Source organism: Luteibacter sp. NPDC031894 (assembly GCF_050273135.1).
In the GTDB taxonomy this organism is placed as follows: Bacteria; Pseudomonadota; Gammaproteobacteria; order Xanthomonadales; family Rhodanobacteraceae; genus Luteibacter.
Genome location: NZ_JBNNMV010000001.1, coordinates 516395 through 535524, shown reverse-complemented (window position 1 = coordinate 535524; position 19130 = coordinate 516395). Strand labels below are relative to the sequence as shown.

Genomic DNA, 19130 nt, shown 5'->3' with positions numbered 1-19130 from the left:
GATCAGGGCGCGTTCCCGCCCGCGAAATCGCCGGTCATCGTTGCCACTTCGTCGTTCAATTCGGGCAGCGCGGCAAGCTCCCTGAGCTCGTCCTCGCCGAGTTCACGCAACACCGCACGAATGGCCATGCGGCGTCCGTCGTGGAGCCACGCGTTGAGCACACTGGCGATCGCGCGGATCGTCGGCAGCGCCGTGTCGTCGAGTTGCGGCTTGCGGTGTCGCAACCGGTCTTCGACGGCGTAGAGCACACGCGAGCCCAGGAAGGCGGAGGACTCCTTCACCAGCTTCTCCAGCGCCTCGCGCGAGCAACGGTCCATCAACGCTTCCGCGGCCCGTACCTGTCGCGCGGCGAAAAGCTGGCGAAGCATCTCGGCGAGGGCGTGCATGCAGGTCATCCCGCAGATCCGCGCATCCGCCGCGGCCCGGGCGCGTGACGTGCGCGGTCGCGGCACGGTGTACGCCGGTGGGCACGCGAGATCATGGTCTGGGTACATGGCCGCCCCTCTTCCGCTTCATGGCGTCGCCGATACCTGGCCGGCGCGCGGGTCGAAACGTTGCTCGTAGAGCCTGTCGCCAAACGACTGCGCCGCGTTCTCCAGCTTCGCCCGTGCCTTTGCGGCGAACGGCTGGCGCGATGCGACCACGTCGGCCATGTCGATGTTTTCGTACGCCGAGATCACGTCCTGGCCCACGCGATACATCTGGACGTTGCGCGCGGTGCAGGCATCCACCTGCCCCTTCGTCGCCTCCAGGTCCTTCGCCAGCCGTGAACGCTCCGCTTCCGCGGTTCGCAGCGCCATGGCCGTGGCGCCGGCGTCTGCCTTGCCGCGCTGGAGCTCGGCCTCTGCCGCTTCCCGCTTCTGACGCTCGGTGGCGAGCGCCCGACTGTCCGCGGGAGAGGAGCCGGCGGCTTTCTTCGCACCGGCAAGCGCCGCTTCTGCCGCCTGTCTCGCCTCGTCGCGCTCCTTTTCCAGCGCGGCCTTTTCCGACGCCCACTGCGCTTGCTGCGCCTGCAGGTCCTGCAACTGGGTACGCGCCTCGCGCAATTGGTCGCGAATGCGGCTCTCCAGGCTGGCGGTCTGCGCCTGTGCCGCCGGCAACAGCGCGAGCAATGCAAATGCGATGACGGTGCGTTTCATGTCGCCTCCTTAGAATCGCGCGTTCATTTCAAGCTGGAAGACGTCGATCGAGAGCGGCGGGCCGAACACTTCCTTCGCATTGAAGTAGCGCGCGCTCAGCCAGGCGTACGGCGAGATACCGTAGCTGCCACCGAGGATGAAGCCCTTGGCGTTGGTGCCTCCCAGGTGGAAGTCGGTGTCGGTCAGGCCATCGAGCGTCGCGTCCGGCTGCAGGTACTTGTAGGCCAGGGCGACGTTCCAGTCGCCCGCGGCGTGCGGGTTCACGTCCCCGAGCGTGGCGCGGACCATCCAGCCCACCGGGCCGCTCTTGTACGTGTTCTCGCTGAAGTCGCCGGCGCCGAAGTTGTTCACCAGCCGGCTCAAGCCCACGTCGCCACGGAAGGCGTCGCGACGGTGGTATGCCATGTTGCGGATGTAGTCCGCCTCGAGACGCAGTGGCGTATCCGCCACCTTCATATCCAGTTGCGTGGTCGCATCGGCTACGTGGTAGTCGTACACCAGGCCCACGTACTGCGGCTGCGCGTAGCTCGTGGGCGAGTTCGGATCCGGCACGATGTCACGGATGAGGAAGAGCGAGTTGCCCTTCTGCATGAAAGCCGAGCGGGTGGCATCGGTATCGCAGGAGGTCACGCCGAGGTAGATCGAGCACGGCGACGACAGCTCGCCGCGCATGTGGTCGAACCGGTAGTAGGCCAGCGCCAGCTTCCATTCGGTGTCTTCGTTGAACTTCCAGCTGCCGCCCACCTGGGCCCCGGTCATCCACTTGTCGCGGCTGGCGTTCTTGATCCCCTGCTGCGAGGGAAAGTCGTCGGCCTGGTACTCGATCGGGAACATGCCCAGGTTCGCGAATGCGCCGATCTCGTCGGTCATCGGCACGTTGAACTTGCCGACGATGCCGTCGAAATTGAGGTCGTTGGAATAGACCAGGTCGGTGCTCATGAACGGATTCGGCATGCGGCCGCCGATGACCTGGGCCCACGACGTCGGCTTCCACGCCAGCCATGCCTGGTCGAGCCAGAGGTCCTTCTTGGCCAGACCGCCACCGAGGGTCTGGGTGGTGGAGACCGGGTTGTTGTCGTTACCCGTGCCGATGCGGATGCCGGCGCTCACGTTTTCGCCGAGATCCACGTTCACGCCCAGCCGCGCACGGATGCGCAATGAGTTCGTGCGGTTCTCCAGCGTATTGAGCAGTGGTGGCGGGTTCACGCCATTCAGGTCGTACGGGCCCGTCCGATTCAGCTGCGCAAAATCGACCACGGGATAGGCATTGCCTTTGTCGTAGTAGTGGAACTCATCGCGCACGCGCATGTCGCCGGACCAGCTGATGCGATCGAGCCACGCAGGCAGCGTGCCGGGTTCCGCCCAATGCTCGCTCTTTGCCTGCGCCACGACTTCCTGGCGCAACTCGTCCTTGATCTGGTTGCGGACCACCTCGGGCACATAGGTGACGCGTACCTGGCCCGGGGCGGCCGGCGCGGCATTGGCCGTGCCGGCCAGCTTCTGCGCCTGTGCGGCGTCGGCATTGGCCTGGGCGATGAGTCCATCCGCGTCAGACTGGGTCAATACGCCACGCTTCACGAGGAGGCGCACGAGGTTGATGGTGGCGTTGTCAGACGGCGCACTCTGCGCGTGCACGCCGCCGGCACACAGTGCCAGGACGATGGCGGCCGCCAGCATGGCTCGCGCGGGGCGATGGCCGGCCTTTCCGATGGTCATGCGAACTCTCCGGGTAGGTGTTTGTTGACGACGCTCATGCGGGACGCTTCCCGCGGATGGCGACGCGCAAGGGAAAACGCAGCGAGGCGGGCGGCGCCACGTCGATGCGCGGCATCGCGCGCAAGGCGTCGACCAGCGCCGCATCGGTGCTGTCATTGCCGCTGGAGCCGACCAATTCGGCGCGTGTGAGGCGGCCCTCGGCGTCGAGCCAGACGTCGGCGCGCACCTCGAAAACGAGGCGGTTGACCCGGTCGTCGCGCTGCACGGCCTGCTGGATGGCGTAGCCCAGGTACTGGTTGTAACTGCCCGTGCCGGTTCCGTTGCCGCCACCGCCACCCATCATGCCGCCGCCGTCGCCGGCCCCGATATTGAAGTTGTCGCTGCCGGCCTGCGCGTCGCCGTTGATGGTCACGTTCTTCGCGACGTCGTTGCTCGGCCTGGGCGCGTCGACCGGCTTCTGCGGGATGTCCTGCGGTTTGTCGACAGGCTTCATTTCGTCCTCCACCTTCTTCGGCTCCGGCGGCTTTTCCTTCGGCGGCGGAGGCGGAGGGGGCAACGGCGTGATCGTGGCGATGCGCGGCGCCTCGCGACGCACGCCGACGCTGCTGCCGGCGAAATGCCAGACCAGCGCGGCGAGCAGGAGCACGGCGGCGACGCCGAGCGCGGGCCCGAGCCAGCGTCGCGGGCGACGGCGATGGGTTGGCTGCGTCCTCACGCGCTCATCCCTTCGGTGCCTTGCCAGTCACCAGGCCCACCTGCGGCAGGTCCACCCGGCGCAGGAGGTCGAGGATGTCCATGACCTTCTGGTACTGGACCGTCGCATCGCCCTTCACCACCACCGGGAAATCCGGATTGATCGCCTTGAGCGACCGCAGGCGCTGCTCGAGTTCGTCGATCGTGACCGGGTAGGCGTCGAGGAATACCTGGCCCGAGTCGGCGATGGTGATCGCCTTCGTCTGTGGCTTCGCCATGCTCACCGCCGCGCTGGCCTTCGGCAGGTTCACCTTGATGCCCTGCACCGACGCGGTGGTCATGATGATGAAGATGACGAGCAACACGTACGCCAGGTCGAGCATCGGCGTGATGTTGATGTCGTCGTACGGCTTGTCGTCGTCCTGGGCGCGCATCGTCCGCTCCTCAGGCCGCGACGGCGGAAGGTTTGATGGCGCGCTGTTGCTCCGCCAGGCGCGTCACGAACTCGTCGACGAACACCTGCATGTTCGCCGTGACGTTCTTGTTGCGGATCAACAGGTAGTTGTAGCCGAACAGCGCGGGGATCGCGACGAACAGGCCCGCCACGGTGGCAAGCAGCGCCGCCGCGATACCGGGTGCGATGGCATTGACGTTGACGTCGCCCGCCGCGGCGATGGCCGCGAACGTGATCATGACGCCGACCACGGTACCGAGCAGGCCCAGGAACGGACCGCCGGAGATGGCGATGGTGAGCAGCACCATCGACTTCGCCAGCGCCTGGTTCTCGCGGACGAGCACCGAGTCCATGGTGGCGCGGATGGCTTCGATGGATTCGGAAGCGATATGGTCGTGGCCGTCCTCGTCGCGTCGATTCCACACCTCCGCGGCGCCGACCTTGTACAGGCGATAGAGGGAGGCATCACCGAGACGCGAGGCGGTCGGGTCGCGCGACAGCGCAAGAATGTTGCGCCCCTGGTCGCGGAACGCGTCGAGGAAGTCTTCGTTGGCGCGGCTCACTTTGTTCACGTACGCCGCGCGCTGCCACATCACCAGCCATGAGATCGCGGCCATCACGAGCAGGATGCCGATGACGACCCAGGCGTCGGCAGTGACCGATTTCACGATGATGCCGAAGTACCCGAAGCCCACGCCCGACTGCTTTTCGTCGGCACCGTAGCTCAGCAGCTTCGATTCGGCGCCCTGTGCCTGCGCATCCACGGCAAGGAGCGCCGCCGGGCGGGCCACGCGCGAGAGGCGCACTTCATCGAGCATGCCGGTGAAAGGGGCCAAGGTCTCGGACTGGCCGGCGACGTCGCCACCGAGCGTGGCCTGGCTGGTCATCGCCGGCACCTTCGCGTCGAGCTTTGCGTAGGGGCGACCGTCGACATAAAGCTCGATGTCGTTGCCGGCGGCGGTGACGGCGAGGTGCGTCCAGCTGCCGGCCTTGATCGCTTCACCGGCGGGACTGACGGCATCGTCCACCTGGACGAATGGCACGCCTTTGTCGAGCCCGATAAACAGCTTCTGGTCGCCCTGACGGCGCGCATAGACCAACGCGCGTCCGTTCGGCAGTGGGTCGGGCTTGACCCAGGCACTGAACGTAAAGGTCCCACCCTCGGCCACGTTCATCGACACGCTGCCCGGCAGCGTCACCACCTTCGAGCCGTCGAACCGGGCCGCCTTGCCGATAATGCCATCGGCCGTGAGGATGTCGTTGCCGACGGCGTTATTGGCATACGCCGTGGCGTCGCGCGGTGGCGTGCCTGCGGCTTCCTCGAAATGATAGACGGCCGCATAGTCGGCATCGAAGACGGCCCCGGCCTTCTCGCCACCCTGGGCCTTCGGATTGCCGTAATACATCCAGATCTGCTGCTGGCTGTCCGCGCCCATCTGCGGTACGTCGACCCACACCAGGGCCACGCCAAGCACCGGATCGAAGCTCTCGATCTGGTAGTTCAAGGCGGTCTTGTCGTCGGCGGCGACGAAGCGCACGTCGGCGCCATTCTCGGAAACACCGTCGAAGGTGAAGTTGCCGGAGTGGAGGCGAACCAGCAACGGCACGCGTCCCACGGCGGTGGCGACGTTGCCACCCTTGGCGGTGGTGTCGACAGTGATGGCCTTGCGGAAGGCGAAGTCCTGGTTCCACCAGGAGGCATCGGCGTTCGCCGCGGGTATCCAGCCGAGGATCAGCACGCAGGTCAGTAGCAAGAATCGAGTCACGGTATTACCCCTGGAAGTCTGTGCTCCGACCTGCCGGTCAGAGATCCGCCTTGAGAGAAAAATGAATGCGCGTGTCGTGCGCCCGCGTCGCCTGTCCGTCCTTGAACGGGTAAGCGACCTCCAAGGCACCGGTGGCGATGTTGAAGACCTGGAAGCGGGTACCGATGCCTGCGCTGGACAGGTTGTAGCTGCGGACGCGCGTACTGCCGGCGTCCGGATGCGCTGGATCGATGAGGCTCGGCAACGCATTCATCAACACAAGGTGCGCGGCGTCGACGAAGGCATGCAGGCGCAGGTCGCTCACCCACTCGCCGAGGTGCGACGCGATCGACGGCGAACGCACTTCCAGCGACCCGATGGCGCCGTGATCGGCGGTCTGCTCGGCTTCGAGGTAGCCGCGGACGGTGCTTTCGCCACCCGCCGCGTACTGCTCGCTGGAGATCAACGACGAGTTCGACAGCTGCATGCCGAGGCGACCGGCGACGCTGAAGCCGTTGTCCAACGTGCGCGTGTGGCCGCCGTCCAGCTTCACGTAAAAGAAGTTTGCCCGGGCCTTGTAGCGTTGGTTATCGAATTCGGCGGCGCTGCTGCCGCCGGCGCGAAAGCCCAGGGTGCCGCCGATGGCAATCGTGCTCGAGGATTTCTCGCCGATCGACTGCCCTTGGTACGTCACGTTGAGGGGGATATAGGTGATCGGTGCCTTGGAGGTCTGGTCGGCCAGGCTGATGTTCTGGTCGAAGTGCTTGCGCGTCAGGCCCATCGACAACGACTGCGAGTAGTCGCCGTGCGTCGGGAGGTTGCGGATGATGTTGAAGCCCACGGCGTTGCCCTTGCCGAGCACCGTCGTGCCGCCCACCGCATTGGCGTTGCTGTTGGATTTGTATCCCGAGGCGAGGATGCTCCAGTTGCCCCCGAGGGGAACCATGTACGAGCCGGCCCAGACTTCCGCCGCGTCGCGGTGCTGCGGCGCCACGATGTAGGTGAGCGAGGCCGCGTGGCCCTCCTGGAACAGGTTGTCGTCACGCACGCTGGCGACGGTGCGCAGCTCCGGCGTGTTCACGCTGTGGTCGTTATTGACCTCCAGGCTCGCATGCAACGGGGATGCGTCTGTCACCTTCAGGGTCACGTCCATCGTCTGCGGCAGCTTGCCGGGTGTCAGCACCGGCAGCACCTGGGCGCCGCTGCGCCGGTTCACCTCGGTGAGCTGCGTTTGCGCCTGCGTGAAGTCCGGCACCGAGCCCTCGCGCAGCGCCGGTACCGCGTCGCGGATATCCTTCGGCGAGCGATAGGTCGCCCCTTCCACGCGCACGCGGCCGATGACGTTCTCCGTCACCTGGAAGCGGATCACCCCACCCTTCACCTGCTGCGGCGGCAGGTCCACCACCACCGACTGGTAACCGTGCGCCTGGTAAGCCTTCTGCAGGGCCTCGCGCGCCGCCGTCACGTCGTTCATCGACTTGCCGGGCCCGAGGAACGGGTACACGGCCGTCTCGATATCCAGCGGCTGCAACGCGGAGTTGCCGTCGACGACGTATTCATTGACGTCGAACGACGTCGGCGCGTCCTGGGCCGGCGCGGCGGAAGCGAGGCCAAGGGACACGGCCAGCGCCAGCGCGTGCGCGCGCCGATGGCTCGCGGGACGCCTCATGCGTTCACCCGTACTGCTCGTGCTTGCACACTCGATCCCCTGCTGTTCCGTCTGCCCACAAGACGCGTGGACACGGGTGGCACTGAACCGTTGTCATAAAAAATTCACCGGGCAACGAGCGCCCGCCGGTGCACTCAGCTCAGCAGGACCCAACCGCCCGGGAGATGGGTGGCGTGCGCGCCATAGGCGTCCTGGATCAACGTGGCGACGTCGGCCATCTGGTCGAGCGTGAAGCGCGCATGCACGCGGCGATCGCCTAGCGCGCGATCGGTAATCACGATGCGACCCGGACGGTAGCGGTTGATGTCGGCGACCACCTGGGCGAGCGGCTGGTTGTCGTAGATCAGCACGCGGTTGCGCCACGCCAGCGCGGTGTCGGGATTGACCGCCACCGCCGCGGCGATGCCACGCGCGTCGAACGACACCTGTTGGGCAGGCTTCACCAGCGATTCCGTCGAACCCAGCGAGAGCAGCGCCTGGCCGTCGAGGCAGGTCACCACCGACTCGCTGTCGATGCAGCGCACGGCCACCGCGGAACCCGGCGTCGAAGCCACCGTCGCGTCGCCGATATCGACGACGAACCCTGCCTTCCGCGACGCGTCGATACGGACCACCGCCTCGCCACTGCGCAGGCGCATCCCCGTGACGGCCTTGCCGGTGCCGCGCAGGGCGATATCGGTTGCGGTGTTCATTTCGACGGTCACGCCCGGTACGACGTCCACGCGGCGCTGTTCTCCCACGGCGGTGCGCAAGCGTCCCACGCCGCCGCTGCGGAACACGCGGTCCAGGTCGATGCGCGCAAGGAGCACCGCCGCGACCGACGCGCCGATGGCGGTGGTGACGAACGCCCGTCGCCCCATGCGCACGCGATGGCGCTGAGGCGCATGGTCGCCCCGCTCGGGGCGCGTATGCGCGGCGATCGCAGGGCCCAGGTCCTCCCACATGCGACGCGCGCGCGCGAACGCTTCGGCATGCTGCTCGCTGGACAGGCACCAGCGGCGGAACGCCTCGCCATCCTCCCGGGTAGCCGTGCCCGACGTCAGGTGGACGAGCCACGCTCGTGCCTGACGTTCGCTCTCCTCGATGCGGGTCGTTCCCATACCGCTCAAGACGGATCGCCCGCACCAGGACCGAACCGTTGTATCGACCGGCGTCCCACTTTTGTGGCACAGGTCTCAAGTGCCTTCTTCAATTCCTTGCCGACCATGCGTACGGATATGCCATGGCGGGCCGCGATGTCGGTGTGCGGTTGTTCGTCGACGCGCGCCGCGACGAGGATGTCGCGCTGGCGACGCGTAAGGGCGTCCAGGGCCGCACCGAGGGCCTCGAGGTCCTGGCGCGAGGCCAGGACGGTGGGCGGGTCGACGGCGGCGTCGACGCCGTGCAGGAGTTCCTCGACCTCGATGCCGGTCAGGAGCCGCGCGGAGCCGCGATGCTGGTCCACCGCCAGGTTGAGCGCCATGCGGAACAGGTAGGCCGTGGGATTCTGCTTCGCGTGCTCCTTATCCGAGGCCAGGCGCTCCACTTTCAGGTACGTCTCCTGGAGCACGTCGTCCACCAGGTCGTCTGAGCGCAGCCGTCGTCGCAGGCGACGGCGAAAGTCCTCGTAGTTATCGAGGAAAGTGCCGAGCAAGGTGGTCTCCATGTTCAACCCGCCCATGCACGCGATGCACAGGGGTCCGCGCGTCCCGGCCCCGGAGCGAGGAGGACGGTCACGGGACTGAAGCGATGGAGTGCCGCCGGCAGGTGCATCGTGTGCAGTGCCACGCGCACCTGCTCGTCCCTCGTCGCATTGTCCGACGGTGCGAGCGCGATGACGTTCGCGACACGGCCGGATGGCTCGATCCACAACTGCATGGCCAGCCGGAACGCGCCCGGTCGGGTGGCGGCACGGGCACAGAGGACCTGCTCGATGGCGGATTGCAGTTCGGCGGCATCGCCGTCGCCGAGCACCGGTGTCCCCTCCGCCGCGGCGTCCGGCGCAAGCGGGCCACGGGATGGCGCGGTTGCCGACGATGTGACGGTGAAGGCATTCATGGACGAGAAATGCGCGTCCAGGCCGGTCCCGACGAGGAGGATGCGCAAGGCGTCGCGCGGCGAGGCTTCGCCATGGATGCCCGCGGTCTGCTTGTCGGCGACAAGGGCGTCATCGAAAAGCACGGCCGACCCCGATGCCTCGCTGAAGGCACGCAGTGCCGCGGCGAGGCCTTGTGCGTCGATGTCGAAGCGCGCTGGCGCATGCGTTCCTTCCGCCCCCTGTGTCTGTCCTGACGACGTCCGTACCTGTGCCACCGCCCCCGGGTGCGCGAACAGGACCATGCACGCGACGAGCGCTAGGACGCTCCGTGCCACGTTCATTCCTCACGCAGGGGGATAGGACGGTTACTCGTCTCCGGGCAAGGCTAGGTGCGCCAAATGACAGAACGGCGCCGGGACGGTGACATGATTAATGACAAGTCCGTGACACCGCCGGATTCGCTTACCGCTGCAACCGGTTACGTGATATTGCGTAGACGAAGGCTACGAAGGAGCAGCGATGCGAATGCGCTCGGGGGTCGCCATGTTGGGGACGGCACTGCTCGCACTCTCGGCGAGCGTGTCGTCGCAGACGGTGATTACATTGCCTGGGGTCCAGGCCACGGCAGAGGCGGGCTGCGCACGGCCCGCCCACGGCACGTCGTCATCGCTGTCGTACGACTGCCTCAACCGCATGATGGCCGTCACGCCATCGACACCACCGCCGACACTCGGGAGCGAGCCGGGACAGCGGCCCAGCAACACGCTCGGCCTCTACAACGCCAGCGGCTTACGCCATCGCATGGGCCCGAACCTGGGCAGCTCGGTCCAGCCTTATCGCCCGAAGGTCACCTACCCCACCCCATTGACCCGCTGAGCGTCGATCCACGAACCCTCCTGCTGGCAGGAGGATAACGGGTCAGGGTTTGAGCGGCACCGTCACCGTGGGTTCGCCGCTGCCCAGCTTCGCCTCGGCGCGGAACGGACGCAGCGACTCGAACTTCTGCTGGTACTCGTCCGTGACTTGCTTGGCGTCGTTGCCGTTGCTGATCACACGCGGGGTGATCAAAACGATCAGTTCGGTGCGGTCGCGGTTACGGGTGGTCGAGCCGAACAGGCGGCCAACGACCGGAATGCGGTTAAGCCCCGGGATGCCGGTATCGGTCACGCCTTCCTGCTGTTTGATCAAGCCGCCGAGCAAGACCGTCTGCCCGCTCTGCACCGCCACTTGGGTCGCGACCTCGCGCTGTTGGATCGGGAAATTGCCGGTGGCCGTGTCCTTCAAGCCCGGCGCGCTCACTACCTGGTTGATATTGAGGTAGACGAGACCGCCTGGATTCACGCGCGGACGCACGTTGAGGATGACGCCGGTGTCCTTGTATTCGACCTGGCCGATCGTGTTGTCCGAATTCGCGTTGGTGTTCACGAAGGTCTGCGTGATCGGAATCTGGTCGCCGACCTGGATGTGCGCCTTTTGATTATTCAGCACCACCAGCGACGGCGCGGAAAGCGTCTTCGTGTTTCCGCTGGTCTCGAGCGCGCGCAGTGCGACGGAGAGATTGTTGTTGACGAAGGAGTAGAAGAACGCGTCTTTGCCCTGCTGGAAGACATTGCCACCGTCGCCTAGCGCCCATTGCTGTTTGTTGCCAGGCTGGCCGACTGAACCGTTGGCGCCACCCACAAGACCTTCCAGGTACCACTGCACGCCGAATTGGAACTGCCCGGTCAACGCCACCTCGAGGATGCGCGTCTCGATCTGCACCTGCAGCGGGACCGCGTCGAGGCGCTTGATCGCCTGTTCGATCTCGGACCACTGCGCAGGCCGGCAGCGCACCATCAGCTGGTTGTTCGAATCCACGGAAGTGATGCGGACCCCGTCGTCGGTCGTGACGGGGCCGCTGTGCTGCCGGCGCGACGACGAGTCGTCACCGAGCCCGCTGTTGCCGTTCGACCCGAAGGAACCGAGCGACGAGCCGCCGCCGAAACCGGACGACGAGGAATACGAGCCGTTGAGCCCGTTGTTGTTCGTCGTGTTCAGCAGACCGGAACCGGAAGACGAACTGTTCCCGAAACCGCCCGTCGTGCTGCCGAGCCCGGAACCGTCGCGGTTGCCGAGGTCGCTGTCGCCACCACCGAGCGTGCCCGAGCTCAACCCGGGGCCGACGCGGCCGCCGCTGTCGCCGGAACGCCCGCCACTGGAGCCGCCGCCATAAATGTCGGAGAGGTACTGGGCGAGGTCGGACGCCTGCACGTTGCGCACGTCGTAGACATATAGCTGCGGCTCGTTGCCGCCGCCGCGGTCGATGCGGTCGATCCAACCCTTGACCTCTTCGAGGTACGCGGGCTGCGGACTGATCACCACCAGCGAATTCGTCCGCTCGATCGGGATGAAGCGCAGCATGCCCGCCATCGGCGTGTTGCCCTTGTCGCCGAACAGCTTGTCCAGCGTCGGCGTCAGGTCCTTCACTTCCGCCCGTTGCAGGCTGAACACGCCCACCGACATCCCTCGCAGCCAGTCCACGTCGAAGGTCTTTACGGTGCGCTCGTAGTTGTCCAACTCCGTCGGCGTACCCGCCATCACCAGCACGTTGCGCGTCGGGTCCGCGAGCAAGGTCGCGTCGGGCCGCGCGAACGGCTTGATCAGTTTTTGCATCTCCGTGGCCGAAATGAAGCGCAGCGGGAACAGCCGCGCTTGCAAGCCACCCGGCGGCGCCGTCGCGCCGATGCTCGGCACCAGGTTACCCGCCACCGCGTCCTTGGCCGGCATCACCACATAGCGCCCGTTGGTCTGCACCAGCGAATTGCCGGTCCAGGACAGCAGGGTCTCCAGGATCGGCAGGGCCTGCTCGCTGGTCACGGGTTGCGACGTGGAGAAGGAGACGTTGCCCTGGACTCCCGGCACGATCGAGTAATTCTCGTGCAGCAGGTCGCCCAGGATCGCCTTGACCACCGATTCCACCGGCTGGTTCTCGAAATTGAAGGTCACCGTACCCGCCCCCGCCGTCACCGGCCGGGGCTTGGCCAGGCCCACGGGCCTGACGAATTCGCCTGTACCCGTGGTGATGTCCGGGGCCGCCACGGGCGGCACGGGGGGATTGGTGTCGCCTACCACCTGCGGCCGGGGTGCCGGCTTCTCCGTGCCGGCCAGCGCCTCGCGCTGTAGGGATCCGTCGTCGCGCGGCTGCGGCAGCGTCGTGCAGCCGGCAAGCGCGACCGCGAGCGCCGTAGCGGCGATCAAGGAACTTCTAGGCATGGAACAACGTACTCCCTCGTTGGACACGGCACGAATGCCGACCCCTGGCCTGCTGCCGGTCCGTCAACTCTAAAGGGAGGGTTGTTACAGCGCTAGCTCCCCGTGGCTGACGTGCTTCACGGGATTGAACCTACACCATGCCTAAAGTTCCTGCGCGGACCGTCATTCGACCCATTCCGCGTGGAAGCTGCCCTTTTCGTCCACCCTTTCGAAGGTATGCGCCCCGAAATAGTCGCGCTGTGCCTGGATGAGGTTCGCCGGAAGTGTCTCGGCCCGGTAGCTGTCGTAGTACGCGATCGCCGCGGAGAAGCCCGGCACTGGCACACCCACGCGCACCGCCTCTCCCACCACCTCGCGCAAGGCCGCCTGGTAGGACTGGGCCACGTCGCGGAAATAGGGGTCGAGCAGCAGGTTCTTCAGGGCCCCGTCGTTGCGGTAGGCGTCGGTGATCTTTTGCAGGAAGCGGGCGCGGATGATGCAGCCGGCGCGGAAGATCTTGGCGATGCCGCCGTAATCGAGGTCCCACTGGTTCTCATCCGACGCCGCGCGCAGCTGGGCGAACCCCTGCGCGTAGGAAATGATCTTGCTCATGTAGAGCGCGCGGCGCACCGACTCGATGAACGCCTTGCGGTCGCCGCCGAACCCTTCAGCCTTCGGACCGGCGAGCTGTCGGCTCGCCACGACGCGCTCCTCCTTCATCGAGGAGAGCACGCGGGCGAACACGGACTCCGTAATCAGGGTAAGGGGCACGCCGAGGTCGAGGGCACTCTGGCTCGTCCACTTACCGGTCCCTTTCTGTGCGGCGCGGTCCAGGATCACGTCCACGAGCATCTTGCCGCTCTTCTCGTCCTTCCGGCGGAATATCTTCGACGTGATCTCGATGAGGAAGCTGTCGAGCTCGCCCTCGTTCCACTCCCGGTACACGTCGGCCAGTTCCTCGTTGGACAAGCCGGCCACGTGCTTGAGCACGGCGTAGCTTTCCGCGATGAGCTGCATGTCGCCGTATTCAATGCCGTTGTGCACCATCTTCACGTAATGTCCGGCGCCGCCCGGACCGATGTACATCACGCAAGGTTCGCCGTCGGGCGCCCGAGCCGCGATTTCCGTCAGGATCGGCGCCACGAGGTCGTAGGCGTCGCGGGGCCCGCCCGGCATGATCGAGGGCCCCTTCAATGCGCCCTCCTCGCCACCCGAGACGCCGGTACCGATGAAATGCAGGCCATCGGCGGCGAGTTGTTCGGCGCGACGGACGGTGTCCTTGTAATAGGTGTTGCCGCCATCGATGAGGATGTCGCCCTTGTCGAGCAAGGGACGCAGCTGATCGATCACGGCATCCGTGCCGGCGCCCGCCTGCACCATGAGCAGGATCCGGCGCGGCTTTTCCAACGATTCCACGAAGTCCTCGAGCGTGTACGACGGCACCAGCTTGCGACCCGGGCTTTCCGCCATCACGTCATCCGTCTTTTCCTTGCTGCGGTTGAAGATGGACACCGCGTGACCGCGGCTCTCGATGTTCCAGGCAAGGTTGCGGCCCATGACGGCCATGCCAATGACGCCGATCTTCTGTTTGCTCACGGGGGACTCCGGCTCGGAAGGGAGAGGTCGAGGATGGAACGATTGCCATCAAAGCGCCATCGCGCCATCGGTTCTTGGAAGTTTCCCGCACTGCGGCGAGAGCTTCCGGCGGGCTCGGCTATCATGGGCGGCGAACCGGCGGCGGACCGCCCGGAAGGAATCGATGCGCATGAACCAGGTGAAGTCGCATTCGCGCGACAAACGCGTCGCCAGCGCCCGCGAGGCACTGGCGGGTCTCGTGGCCGACGGACAGACCGTCGCAGTCGGAGGCTTCGGCCTTTGCGGCATCCCGGAGCTGTTGATCGAGGCGCTGCGCGATTCCGGCGTGACCGGGCTCACCGCCGTCTCCAACAATGCCGGCATCGATGGCGTGGGCCTCGGCCAGCTGCTCGCCACCCGCCAGATCAGGAAGATGATTTCCTCGTATGTCGGCGAGAACAAGGAATTCGAGCGTCAGTTCCTCGCCGGCGAACTCGACGTGGAGTTCACGCCGCAGGGGACGCTCGCCGAGAAACTGCGCGCCGGCGGCGCCGGCATTCCGGCCTTCTTCACCCGCACCGGCTACGGCACCCAGGTGGCGGAAGGCAAGGAAACCCGTGAGTTCGACGGGCACATGTATGTGATGGAACGGTCGATCGTGGCCGACGTGGCGCTGGTGAAAGCGTGGAAGGCCGATCCTTCCGGCAACCTCGTCTATCGCAAGACCGCGCGCAACTTCAATCCGATGGTCGCGACGGCCGGCAAGGTCTGCATCGCGGAAGTGGAGGTCATGGTCGAGGTCGGCGAGCTGGATCCCAACCAGATCCACACGCCGGGCATCTACGTCGACCGCATCGTGCACAACCCCGCGCCGTCCAAGCGCATCGAACAGCGCACCGTGCGCGCCTGAGGAGACCGACCATGGCCTGGACCCGTGAACAGATGGCGCAGCGCGCCGCCCTGGAACTCTCCGACGGCGACTACGTGAACCTCGGCATCGGCTTGCCGACGATGGTGGCAAACCACCTGCCCCATGGGGTCGACGTGTGGCTGCAATCGGAGAACGGCCTGCTCGGCATCGGTCCGTTTCCGACCGACGACGAAGTGGACGCCGACCTCATCAACGCCGGCAAGCAGACGGTGACCGCCCGTGCCGGCGCGTCGTATTTCTCGAGTGCCGACTCGTTCGCCATGATTCGCGGCGGGCATATCGACATCTCCATCCTCGGTGCCATGCAAGTCACGGCCAGCGGCGACATCGCCAACTGGATGGTGCCCGGCAAGATGGTGAAGGGCATGGGTGGCGCCATGGACCTCGTGGCGGGCGTGAAGCGCGTCGTGGTGCTCATGGAGCACATGGCGAAAGACGGCTCGCCGAAAATCCTCGACGAGTGCACCCTGCCGCTGACGGGCAAGGGTGTCGTGAACCGGATCATCACCGACCTGGCCGTCTTCGACGTGACGCCACAGGGCCTGGAACTGGTGGAGCTCGCGCCGGAAGTGGATGTGGCACAGATCCGCGCCGGCACCGGCTGCGAGTTCATCGCGAAGGTCTGATTCCGCGCCCACGGTCGGAGAGCATCGCCGACAGGGTCGGCTCCCACAGCCAGAGCCAGGCTCGGTGGGAGCCGACCCTGTCGGCGATGGAGCCCGGCAGGTTTTCCGACCGCAGAAAAGAAGTCGCCCCGCAGAGGACGCCTCAGCATGGGCCTCGGGGGGGAGGTAGGCCGGATGCCGGTAGTTAGCGTCGATGCGGGGCGAGGGACCTACCGACCCAGGGGGAGGGGTTGGTGGTAGGTCGAGACGAATCATAGATTTCCTAGGAAATTCCGGCCAATATATCTTTCGGCACTCACTTATTCGAAAATCGACTATGTTCGACCTGCGCCAGCTACGCTACTTCGTCGAGGTCGCCGAGACCCTGAGCTTCACGCAGGCCGCCCAACGCCTGCATATTTCCCAGCCTCCGCTCTCCCAACAGATCCAGTCCCTCGAGGCGGATCTCGGGGTGCGCCTCCTCGACCGCAATCGGCGCCGCGTCGCCCTCACCGAGCCGGGCCGGCTTTTCCTGGCCGAGGCCAAGGCCATCCTGGCGCGCGCCGAGAACGCCCGGACGGTGGTCACCGAGGCGGCCTCGGGGTTCACCGGGCAGCTCAAGCTCGCCTATGCCGTGTCGGTGTCGTTCCATCCGGCGCTGCCCGAGACCCTCCTGCGCTTCTCCCATGCCGTGCCGGGGGTGAGCCTGCACCTTGGCGAGATGTTCACCGGCGCGCAGTACGACGCCATTCTGTCCGGGCAGATCGATGTGGGCTTGCTGCGTGCCCAACCGGAGGGTGTGGCGAACACGCGCCAGCTCAGCGTGGAAGTCATCGACCACGAGCCCCTGGTGATGGCCCTTCCGGCCGGCCACAGGCTGGCGAAGCAGTCGGTCCTGCGCATGGGCGACCTCGCCGGGGAACGCTTCGTGGCCCCGCCGCGCGCGCAGGCCGCCAGCCTCATCGACCGCCTCGCCCTACTCGCCAACAAGGCCGGCTTCCGCCCCCAGATCCGCCAGGAGGCGCAACAGATCCCGTCGCTGCTTCCCCTGGTGGCGGCCGGCCTGGGTGTCGCGCTCGTCCCGGCGTCGCTCCGGGTCGTGCACTTGCAAGGCGTCGCCTTCGTGCCGATCGACGACCCCGAGGCCCACCTGTTGCTCGCCGTGGCCTCGCGCGTGGACAATACGTCCCCGGTGCTGGAAAGCTTCCTCCGCACCGTCCGTGAGGCCCGCGCCAAGCTGGGCCTGGCCTGAAAGCCTAATGGTGGCCGGCGCTTGCGTAACCCCGGCAACGCCGTTACAATCCCGTTTTTCCTTGTCCTTAAAGTTTCAGGAGCTGGCCGTGAAGGTGCTTTCTTCTTTGAAGTCCGCGAAGTCGCGTCACCGTGACTGCAAAGTCGTTCGCCGTCGCGGCAAAGTGTTCGTGATCTGCAAGAGCAATCCCCGTTTCAAGGCTCGTCAGCGCTGATCCAGCTGCGACGTGTCGATAAAAAGGCCGCGAAAGCGGCCTTTTTTTATGCCTGTCGGCATGCCTGCCGACACGTGGCGCCCGTCTACCCCCTCGCTTCGCTGAGGTAAGGAGAGTCGGGGATATCTCCCGTATCGCCCATGAACACGCAATTGCGCCCTGCGCGCTTCGCCCGATAAAGCGCCGCATCGGCGACCACGAGCAAGCGATGCAATTCGAAACCGCACTGCGTCGTGCCGGCGATACCGAAACTCGCCGTCACCGCCAGGGTCGGTCGTGCCTGCGTGGCGGACGTGGCGGCGATCGAGAGGCGCAGCTGTTCGGCGCGGGCACGCGCTTGCGCCGGACTGCAATCGGGCAGGAGCACCGCGAATTCCTCGCCGCCGAGGCGGCCGAACACGTCGCAGGCATGCAAGGCGCGACGGCAGACATCCACAGCGCGCTTCAGCACCTCGTCGCCAACCGCGTGGCCATGCGTGTCGTTGACGTTCTTGAAATGATCAAGGTCGAACAGGATGAGGCACGCGCCGCGATCGGAGCGAGCGCCATACGCCAGCACGCGCTGCGCCTGCTCGACGAAATGTTCGCGATTGCAGATACCGGTGAGTCCGTCGCGCCGGGCAAGCTTCATGAAGCGCAGTTGCGATCGCCGCAGCCATAGCAACAGCCAGCCGATCGCGCCAAGGCTCGCAAGCAATACCACGATATACAGGCGACCCGTCTCCACTTCCTTGCGGTCGAGCGCGCCGGTGAGCCGGAGGATTTCGTTCTGCTTGTTCAGCGCGTCGACTTCGGCCTTCCGCGCCAGCAATTGCTGGTCGACGATCTGGAATGCGAGGCTGCGCGCGCTCAGGTCGTTCAGATAGGCCTTGTCGGCCTCCATGTATTTCTCGTGGTAAGCCAGGGCGGCCTGCACGTTGCCCAGGCGGCGTTCGACCTCATAAAGCACGCCGTAACCCGTGCGGCGAGGATCGGTGAACTCGCCCTTGATCGATCCTGCCACCGCGGACAGGCCGTAGCGCCGCGCATTGGCCAGGTCGCCCAGCTTGAGGTACGCCTGCGCAAGCGTCGCATCGTATTCCGTCATCAGCACCGCGTAGTTCAACGCGCGCAGGCCCTCGCGACTCTCCGTCAGCACTTTCACCGCTTCCGCCGGCCGCCCCTGGGACAGGTGGAAGGCGGCGATGTCCGCACGCATCGTGTCCGCGAAAACATCGTTCCCCGTCGCATCGCACATCTCGACCGCCCGCAGGTACATCGGGTCGAGCGTCCGCAGCTGGTTCGCCTCGCGCTGCGCACGGAGCACGTGCTGCGCCCCGACGCACATGGTCTGGCCCGGTGGCGGATTTTCCATCATCTCGCGCGCGTAGGCTTCCGCCTGCTCGAACTGGCCGGCGGAACTCAACAATTGCGACGCCTCGCCGAGCCCCTGGAAGCGTGCTCGCCGATCACGAATCGAGGGCATCATTTCCTGTAACTGGTTCAAGCGGATGAAGGCGTCCTGGTAACGATGGCCGACGCCGAGCAGGTTGATCAGCGTCGCCGTGGCGCGGAAGCGCAGCAGGTTGTCGGGAGCATTGTCGGCCACGTCCTCGAGTGCTTTCCGGCCGGCCTCGTAGTCGCCGATCCAGGTGGAACGCCAGCCCTGGAGGAAGCGCAGCTTCCAATGCTCGGCAGGCGCGAGCTTCGCATCGCGCGTGGCCAGGTTGTCGATGAGACGGCCGAAGGTCTCGAAGTCCGCGATCTTGATGTCGTCCGCGCGTACGAGGATGGCTTCGTTCGACGATGGATTGCCGGCTTCGTTCGGCGTTGCCCGCGCGGTGGTGCCGACCACCAGCAACACGGTGACCAGCAGGGAGAACGCGTGGGGTAAGGCCTTCTTCACGGCC

18 protein-coding genes are annotated in these 19130 nt (G+C 66.0%); 5 read left to right on the top strand and 13 right to left on the bottom strand.

Translation table 11 applies throughout. The annotated features are described in order from the left end of the window. Positions 1-2: 2 nt before the first annotated feature. From ACQKIE_RS02715 to ACQKIE_RS02670, 10 genes are all read right to left on the bottom strand, one after another. On the bottom strand, positions 3-386 hold the full coding sequence (locus ACQKIE_RS02715) for a hypothetical protein (protein WP_427455507.1): 384 nt from the start codon (positions 384-386) through the stop codon (positions 3-5). Positions 387-512: 126 nt separating this feature from the next. Continuing rightward, a complete protein-coding gene (locus tag ACQKIE_RS02710) occupies positions 513-1139 on the bottom strand; it encodes a hypothetical protein (protein WP_427455505.1) in 627 nt (208 codons plus the stop codon). A gap of 9 nt (positions 1140-1148) precedes the next feature. Beyond that, positions 1149-2855, bottom strand: a complete 1707-nt coding sequence (locus ACQKIE_RS02705; RefSeq protein WP_427455503.1) for a putative porin — start codon at positions 2853-2855, stop codon at positions 1149-1151. Positions 2856-2889: 34 nt separating this feature from the next. Further along, the gene (locus ACQKIE_RS02700; protein WP_427455501.1) at positions 2890-3570 is read right to left on the bottom strand and encodes an energy transducer TonB family protein; all 681 of its coding nucleotides are present in this window, start codon (positions 3568-3570) and stop codon (positions 2890-2892) included. Between the two features lie 4 nt (positions 3571-3574). Further along, positions 3575-3982, bottom strand: a complete 408-nt coding sequence (locus ACQKIE_RS02695; protein WP_427455499.1) for an ExbD/TolR family protein — start codon at positions 3980-3982, stop codon at positions 3575-3577. 10 nt (positions 3983-3992) lie between these two features. Further along, on the bottom strand, positions 3993-5768 hold the full coding sequence (locus ACQKIE_RS02690) for a DUF2341 domain-containing protein (protein ID WP_427455497.1): 1776 nt from the start codon (positions 5766-5768) through the stop codon (positions 3993-3995). A 37-nt stretch (positions 5769-5805) separates the two neighbouring features. Next, on the bottom strand, positions 5806-7416 hold the full coding sequence (locus ACQKIE_RS02685; RefSeq protein WP_427455495.1) for a ShlB/FhaC/HecB family hemolysin secretion/activation protein: 1611 nt from the start codon (positions 7414-7416) through the stop codon (positions 5806-5808). A gap of 134 nt (positions 7417-7550) precedes the next feature. After that, a complete protein-coding gene (locus ACQKIE_RS02680) occupies positions 7551-8516 on the bottom strand; it encodes a FecR family protein (RefSeq protein WP_427455493.1) in 966 nt (321 codons plus the stop codon). A gap of 5 nt (positions 8517-8521) precedes the next feature. Then, complete coding sequence (locus ACQKIE_RS02675; RefSeq protein ID WP_427455491.1) at positions 8522-9061, bottom strand: RNA polymerase sigma factor; 540 nt, start codon at positions 9059-9061, stop codon at positions 8522-8524. Between the two features lie 2 nt (positions 9062-9063). Beyond that, positions 9064-9768 (bottom strand): STN domain-containing protein, encoded by a 705-nt coding sequence (locus ACQKIE_RS02670; RefSeq protein ID WP_427455489.1) that lies wholly within the window; start codon positions 9766-9768, stop codon positions 9064-9066. Between the two features lie 184 nt (positions 9769-9952). Here ACQKIE_RS02670 and ACQKIE_RS02665 point away from each other — a divergent pair, with 184 nt between their 5' ends. Next, positions 9953-10309, top strand: a complete 357-nt coding sequence (locus tag ACQKIE_RS02665) for a hypothetical protein (protein ID WP_427455487.1) — start codon at positions 9953-9955, stop codon at positions 10307-10309. Positions 10310-10351: 42 nt separating this feature from the next. Here the strand turns inward: ACQKIE_RS02665 and gspD are convergent, their stop codons facing one another. Both gspD and gndA read right to left on the bottom strand, forming a co-directional pair. After that, entirely contained in the window at positions 10352-12685 is a 2334-nt protein-coding gene (gene gspD / locus ACQKIE_RS02660; protein ID WP_427455485.1) for a type II secretion system secretin GspD, read from the bottom strand. 162 nt (positions 12686-12847) lie between these two features. Continuing rightward, positions 12848-14260 carry an NADP-dependent phosphogluconate dehydrogenase gene (gene gndA / locus ACQKIE_RS02655; RefSeq protein WP_427455483.1) on the bottom strand — a complete coding sequence of 471 codons (1413 nt, stop codon included), beginning with the start codon at positions 14258-14260 and terminating at the stop codon, positions 12848-12850. A gap of 169 nt (positions 14261-14429) precedes the next feature. On the opposite strand from gndA, the gene ACQKIE_RS02650 reads away from it, so the two are divergent. From ACQKIE_RS02650 to ykgO, 4 genes are all read left to right on the top strand, one after another. Then, complete coding sequence (locus ACQKIE_RS02650; RefSeq protein ID WP_427455481.1) at positions 14430-15149, top strand: CoA transferase subunit A; 720 nt, start codon at positions 14430-14432, stop codon at positions 15147-15149. 11 nt (positions 15150-15160) lie between these two features. Then, the gene (locus ACQKIE_RS02645; RefSeq protein ID WP_427455479.1) at positions 15161-15796 is read left to right on the top strand and encodes a CoA transferase subunit B; all 636 of its coding nucleotides are present in this window, start codon (positions 15161-15163) and stop codon (positions 15794-15796) included. A gap of 316 nt (positions 15797-16112) precedes the next feature. Next, a complete protein-coding gene (locus ACQKIE_RS02640) occupies positions 16113-17027 on the top strand; it encodes a LysR substrate-binding domain-containing protein (RefSeq protein WP_427455477.1) in 915 nt (304 codons plus the stop codon). Between the two features lie 88 nt (positions 17028-17115). Then, positions 17116-17241, top strand: a complete 126-nt coding sequence (ykgO, locus tag ACQKIE_RS02635; protein WP_029213509.1) for a type B 50S ribosomal protein L36 — start codon at positions 17116-17118, stop codon at positions 17239-17241. A gap of 85 nt (positions 17242-17326) precedes the next feature. On the opposite strand, the gene ACQKIE_RS02630 is transcribed toward ykgO, so the two are convergent. Then, complete coding sequence (locus tag ACQKIE_RS02630) at positions 17327-19126, bottom strand: diguanylate cyclase (RefSeq protein WP_427455474.1); 1800 nt, start codon at positions 19124-19126, stop codon at positions 17327-17329. Positions 19127-19130: the final 4 nt, after the last annotated feature.

Excerpts from the sequence above, each read along its gene's own strand:
- ACQKIE_RS02715 (WP_427455507.1), bottom strand. The coding sequence starts at position 386 with ATGCACGCCCTCGCCGAGATGCTTCGCCAGCTTTTCGCCGCGCGACAG.
- ACQKIE_RS02710 (WP_427455505.1), bottom strand. The coding sequence starts at position 1,139 with ATGAAACGCACCGTCATCGCATTTGCATTGCTCGCGCTGTTGCCGGCG.
- ACQKIE_RS02705 (WP_427455503.1), bottom strand. The coding sequence starts at position 2,855 with ATGACCATCGGAAAGGCCGGCCATCGCCCCGCGCGAGCCATGCTGGCG.
- ACQKIE_RS02695 (WP_427455499.1), bottom strand. The coding sequence starts at position 3,982 with ATGCGCGCCCAGGACGACGACAAGCCGTACGACGACATCAACATCACG.
- ACQKIE_RS02685 (WP_427455495.1), bottom strand. The coding sequence starts at position 7,416 with ATGAGGCGTCCCGCGAGCCATCGGCGCGCGCACGCGCTGGCGCTGGCC.
- ACQKIE_RS02680 (WP_427455493.1), bottom strand. The coding sequence starts at position 8,516 with ATGGGAACGACCCGCATCGAGGAGAGCGAACGTCAGGCACGAGCGTGG.
- ACQKIE_RS02675 (WP_427455491.1), bottom strand. The coding sequence starts at position 9,061 with ATGGAGACCACCTTGCTCGGCACTTTCCTCGATAACTACGAGGACTTT.
- ACQKIE_RS02665 (WP_427455487.1), top strand. The coding sequence starts at position 9,953 with ATGCGAATGCGCTCGGGGGTCGCCATGTTGGGGACGGCACTGCTCGCA.
- gspD (WP_427455485.1), bottom strand. The coding sequence starts at position 12,685 with ATGCCTAGAAGTTCCTTGATCGCCGCTACGGCGCTCGCGGTCGCGCTT.
- ACQKIE_RS02650 (WP_427455481.1), top strand. The coding sequence starts at position 14,430 with ATGAACCAGGTGAAGTCGCATTCGCGCGACAAACGCGTCGCCAGCGCC.
- ACQKIE_RS02645 (WP_427455479.1), top strand. The coding sequence starts at position 15,161 with ATGGCCTGGACCCGTGAACAGATGGCGCAGCGCGCCGCCCTGGAACTC.
- ACQKIE_RS02640 (WP_427455477.1), top strand. The coding sequence starts at position 16,113 with ATGTTCGACCTGCGCCAGCTACGCTACTTCGTCGAGGTCGCCGAGACC.